Origin of the sequence: Methylobacterium sp. WL103, assembly GCF_008039885.1 — a bacterium.
GTDB lineage: Bacteria > Pseudomonadota > Alphaproteobacteria > Rhizobiales > Beijerinckiaceae > Methylobacterium > Methylobacterium cerastii.
In genome coordinates, this window is sequence record NZ_VRUX01000298.1 from 1 (window position 1) to 5,105 (window position 5,105).

Consider the following 5,105-nt stretch of genomic DNA (forward strand, 5'->3'; position numbering starts at 1 on the left):
CGCCCTGGGCCGAGGCCTCCGCGTCGCGGACCTGCTGCCGGTGGAGGATGTGCTCGACGATCTGGGCGAACAGGAAGCCGCCACGCGCCGCCTCGACCTCCGCGCGGAGGTCGGCGTCGCGGATGCCGGCCAGTCTGTCCTCGATCCCCATGCGTGTCGTCCGAAAACTCCGCGACCGCACCGTGGGCGGACCATCCCTCCCGGCCCCGCCGCAAGCGGCAGCCCGAGCGCCCGGCAGGGTCCTGCGAGGCGCGGGCCGTGATGACACGATTCACCGGCCCGGAGTCTCCCGCCGGGCCGGAGTCCTTCGGGGGCAGGGCGGTTATCCCGGCAATCCACGCTTCCCCTCCCCTCGGCCGTCCTCTCTCCGGCTTTCCGCACGGCATCCGGTGCGCGGGGGTGTCTCGAGGCCTCGTGCGCAGAGTTCGATGCGCCTCCGCGACGGGCCGCCGACCACGCAGAGTTCGATACGGGCCGGAGCTTGCGACTTGTCCCCGTTCCTCACCGGAAAACCGGCCGGATCACGCCGAATCGCATGCGGACCCGCGCAGACTCCGATGCGGCGCCGCGGGAATCCCGCGCAGAGTTCGATGCGATCCCACGCAGAGTCGAATGCGGAACCACGCAGAGTCGGATGCGAGAACCTGGGTCAACCTCCTGTCAAGGTAGCGTTTTTCGCTACCCCTTATAACCTTCAGAACAGACTCTCTGAGAATCCTTCCTGATAGTCTTCCTAGGGGGTTTTCGCGTCGTCCGCTTCGACGAACGATCCGTCACCCTCAGAATGTCCACTTGGAAGATAGGGAATATGACGCTTTTGTCCCCATAGGAGCGGCTGAGCCGGACGAAACGGGTAGGCGGATCGGCGCAGCGAAGGGTCATCGCAGCAGGCCGATAAGCGGAGGTGATTTCGCGACCAGGGCGGTCTACCCCTGCCCCGTCGGGGTCGGACGGGGCGTCCCCTCGGGAGCCCTGACGCATGGTCGAAGCGCCACTCGACGCCTTGAGGCGGGTGATGGCCGAGCTGCGCGATCCCGAGCGCGGCTGCGCCTGGGACGTCGCCCAGACCTCGGCGAGCATCGCGCCCTACGCCCTGGAGGAGGCCTACGAGGTCGTCGACGCGATCGCCCGAAACGACTTGGGCGACCTGCGCGAAGAACTCGGCGACCTGCTGCTGCAGGTGGTGTTCCACGCCCGGATGGCCGAGGAGGCCGGCGCCTTCGATCTCGACGACGTGGCTCGGTCGATCGTGGCGAAGCTGGTGCGCCGCCACCCGCACGTGTTCCAGCCAGGCGGCGCCCTGCTCCCCGTCGGCAGCCCGCGCCGGGCCGCAAGCGCCGTCGAGGCGCAGTGGCAGGCGATCAAGGCGGCCGAGCGCGCGGCCAAAAATGCGGCCAAGGATGCGGCCAAGGGCGCGGCCAAGAGCGCAGGCAAGCCGTCTCCTGCCCCCGAGGGTCCCCTCGACGGCGTCGCCGGGACGCTGCCGGCCCTGACGCGGGCGGAGAAGATCTCGCGGCGGGCGGCCGGCTACGGCTTCGATTGGGCGGATGCGGCGGACGTGGTCGCCAAGGTCCACGAGGAGGCCGACGAGGTCGCCGAGGCGCTGGCCGGCGGCGACGCGCAGGCGGTGGCCGAGGAGGTCGGCGACCTGCTGTTCTCGGTGGCCAACCTCGCCCGGCACGCCGGAATCGACCCGGAGGCGGCGCTGCGGGCCGGCAACGACAAGTTCGTGCGCCGCTTCACCGCCATGGCCGCCCGGATCGAGGCCGAGGGTGGAACCCTGTCGGACGCCGACCTCGCGGCGATGGAGGCGGCCTGGATCGCGGTGAAGCAGGCCGAGCGCAAGGCCTGATCCTGGATGCGGGATACCAAAGGGATCATCCCTTTGGCGGGTGTCGGGCGGAGCCCGACGAACCACCCCCAGGACATCGCCCTGGACCCACGAAAGGGATGATCCCTTTCGAAAACCAATCTTAGACAACGCTGCCGCGCAGGTCGTAGGCGTCGGCCGCCTCGATCTTCACGGTGACGACGTCGCCCTGGCGCACCGGCCGGCGGCTGGTGACGTGGACGCTGCCGTCGATCTCGGGCGCGTCGTATTTCGAGCGGCCCTTGATGCCGTCGGCGCCCACCGTGTCGATGATCACGGGCAGGCGCTTGCCGATGCGCGCCTTCTGCAGGCGCAGCGAGACAATCTGCTGCGCTTCCATGAAGCGGCGCTTGCGCTCCAACTGCAATTCAGGCGGCACCGCCTCGCCTACCGTGTTGGCGATGGCACCCGTCACCGGCTCGTAGGTGAAGCAGCCGACGCGCTCGAGCTTGGCTTCCTTGATCCAGTCGAGCAGCTCCGAGAACTCGGCCTCGGTCTCGCCGGGGAAGCCGACGATGAAGGTCGAGCGGATCGCGAGATCCGGACAGGTCTCGCGCCAGCGCCGGATGCGTTCGAGCTGGCGCTCCTGGTTGCCCGGGCGGCGCATGCGCTTGAGCACGGTCGGCGAGGCGTGCTGCAGCGGCATGTCGAGATAGGGAAGGACCTTGCCCTCCGCCATCAGCGGGATCACCTCGTCGACATGCGGGTAGGGGTAGACGTAGTGCAGCCGCACCCAGGCGCCAAGCTCGCCGAGTTCTTTGGCGAGGTCGTAGAACTTCGCCCGCACCGTGCGGTCCCGCCACGGGCTCTCGGCGTAGCGGATGTCGACGCCGTAGGCGCTGGTGTCCTGCGAGACGACGAGCAGCTCCTTCACGCCGGCCTTCACCAGCTTCTCCGCCTCGCGCAGCACGTCGCCGGCCGGCCGGCTGACGAGGTCGCCGCGCAGAGACGGGATGATGCAGAAGGTGCAGCGGTTGTTGCAGCCCTCCGAAATCTTCAGGTAGGCGTAGTGCCGGGGGGTCAGCTTGACGCCCTGCGGCGGCACCAGGTCGAGGAACGGGTCGTGGGCCGGCGGCACCGCCTCGTGGACGGCGGCCACCACCGATTCGTAGGCCTGCGGCCCCGTCACCGCGAGCAGGTTCGGATATTTTTCGCGAATTTCCTCCGGTTGCGCACCCATGCAGCCGGTGACGATGACCCGGCCGTTCTCGGCCATCGCCTCGCCGATCGCGGCGAGCGACTCGGCTTTCGCCGAATCGAGGAAGCCGCAAGTGTTGACGATGACCACGTCCGCCCCGTCATGGCGCCGGGCGAGCTCGTAGCCCTCGGCCCGCAGGTGCGTCAGGATCCGCTCGGAATCGACCAGCGCCTTCGGGCAGCCGAGCGAGACGAACGAGATTTTTGGCGCGCCGAGTGTCTTGGCCGTGACCTTCGGATCGGACGGAAGTGCGGATGCGGTCATGCTGCCTTCGTGCGGCGTGGACGCCGCCAGGTCGAACGCCTCGAGGATCCCGGGTCTTCGGGGCCGGCTGGTCTTCGCGGCCGGCGCGTCATCGGACCCGGATTGTCGTGATGCGTCATCGCTATAGCGGGATCGCGCAGGCCGCGCGAGCCCCGCGCCGCCACCGGGAGGGATTGCGTCCGGCGCATCGGTCGCGAAACCCTGCGGCATCGGCTGCGGCTTCCCAGGGGCAACCGCCTGTGCGAGGCCTTCGCACTTGAACCGACGGGCCGGCACCCGGCACTCCACACCCATGGCCCTCGAACCGGACGTGACAGCGCAGGATATGGCGGCGCAACAGATCTGGACCCGGGAGATCCCGTTCGTCGACCCCGTCGCGGCGGCGATGCGGCTGCGGCGCTGGCCCGGCCTCGCCTTCCTCGACAGCGCGATGCGGCACGACACCCTCGGCCGGGTCTCGATCCTGGCGGCCGACCCCTTCGCCCGCTTCCGTTTTCGCGACGGCCGCGCCACGCTCGACGGGCGGCCGGTGCCGGGCGGCCCGATGGCGGCTCTGCGCGCCTGCCTCGCGCCCTATCGGCTCGAAGCGGAATCCGGCGAGACGTTCTCCGGCGGCGCGATCGGCTACTGCGCCTACGATCTCGGGCAGGCGCTGGAGCGCGTGGTCGCGCCCGCCCGCCGGGCCGGGCTGACGGACGACGCCGCCTTCGACCTCCACGACGTCGCGCTCACCGTCGACCACGGCGCCGGCACCTGTCGCCTGGCAGCCACCGGGTTCCCGGAGACCGATCCGGCCCGGCGCGAGGTGCGGGCGCGGGTGCGTCTCGCGGCCTTCGCCGACTGCCTGGCAGGGGCGGCGCCGGAACCCGCCGCCCCGCCCGCATTCGCTGCGCCGCCGACCTGGCACTCGAACTTCACGCGCGCGGGCTACGAGGCGGCGGTCGAGCGGGTGCGCGACTACATCCGCGCCGGCGACATCTACCAGGCCAACATCGCCCAGCGCTTCACCGCCGCCCTGCCCGAAGGGTTCGACCGGTTCGCGTTCTACCGCGCCTTGCGCGAGACCAACCCGGCGACCTTCGGCGCCTACCTCGAGTTCGACGGGCTGACCGTCGCGTCGAGTTCGCCCGAGCGCTTCCTCAAGCTCGAGGCCGGCCAGATCGAGACCCGGCCGATCAAGGGCACGCTCGCGCGCAGCGACGACCCGGTCGAGGATGCAGCCCGCGCCGCGCGGCTGCTCGGCGATCCGAAGGAGCGCGCCGAGAACACCATGATCGTGGACCTGCTGCGCAACGACCTGTCCCGGGTCTGCGCGCCGGGCAGCGTGCGGGTGCCGGTGCTGTGCGGGCTGGAATCCTATGCCGGCATCCACCATCTCGTCTCTGTCGTCACGGGCACCCTGCGCGACGGCCTCGACGGCTTCGACCTGCTCGAGAGGACGTTTCCCGGCGGCTCGATCACCGGCGCGCCGAAGCTCAGGGCCATGGACATCATCACCGAGATCGAGGGCGACGCGCGCGAGCTCTATTGCGGGGCCATCGGCCGGATCGGGTTCGACGGGTCGATCGACACTTCGATCGCGATCCGCACCGTGTTCATGGACGCGACGACGGCCGTGCTCCAGGCCGGCGGCGGCGTCACGCTGCTCTCGGACCCGTCGGCCGAGTACGACGAGACCCTGACCAAGGCCGCGCGCGTGTTCCAGGCGTTCGAGGCATGAGCGCGCCCGGCCGATCCCGGGCCGGCCGGATGGCGGGCCGCTCGCCGGCCCGG

The 5,105-nt window shown here is 70.4% G+C and carries 3 protein-coding genes; 2 read left to right on the plus strand and 1 reads right to left on the minus strand.

Features of this window, described 5'->3' with window-relative positions; all coding sequences use genetic code 11:
* Positions 1–979: 979 nt before the first annotated feature.
* A complete protein-coding gene (mazG, locus tag FV222_RS16745) occupies positions 980–1,852 on the plus strand; it encodes a nucleoside triphosphate pyrophosphohydrolase (protein ID WP_147763083.1) in 873 nt (290 codons plus the stop codon).
* A gap of 121 nt (positions 1,853–1,973) precedes the next feature.
* On the opposite strand, the gene rimO is transcribed toward mazG, so the two are convergent.
* A complete protein-coding gene (gene rimO, locus FV222_RS16750; RefSeq protein ID WP_147763084.1) occupies positions 1,974–3,332 on the minus strand; it encodes a 30S ribosomal protein S12 methylthiotransferase RimO in 1,359 nt (452 codons plus the stop codon).
* 292 nt (positions 3,333–3,624) lie between these two features.
* Between rimO and pabB the strand changes: the two genes are divergently transcribed.
* Positions 3,625–5,052 carry an aminodeoxychorismate synthase component I gene (gene pabB / locus FV222_RS16755; protein WP_187277361.1) on the plus strand — a complete coding sequence of 476 codons (1,428 nt, stop codon included), beginning with the start codon at positions 3,625–3,627 and terminating at the stop codon, positions 5,050–5,052.
* Positions 5,053–5,105: the final 53 nt, after the last annotated feature.

Excerpts from the sequence above, each read along its gene's own strand:
- pabB (WP_187277361.1), top strand. The coding sequence starts at position 3,625 with ATGGCCCTCGAACCGGACGTGACAGCGCAGGATATGGCGGCGCAACAG.
- rimO (WP_147763084.1), bottom strand. The coding sequence starts at position 3,332 with ATGACCGCATCCGCACTTCCGTCCGATCCGAAGGTCACGGCCAAGACA.
- mazG (WP_147763083.1), top strand. The coding sequence starts at position 980 with ATGGTCGAAGCGCCACTCGACGCCTTGAGGCGGGTGATGGCCGAGCTG.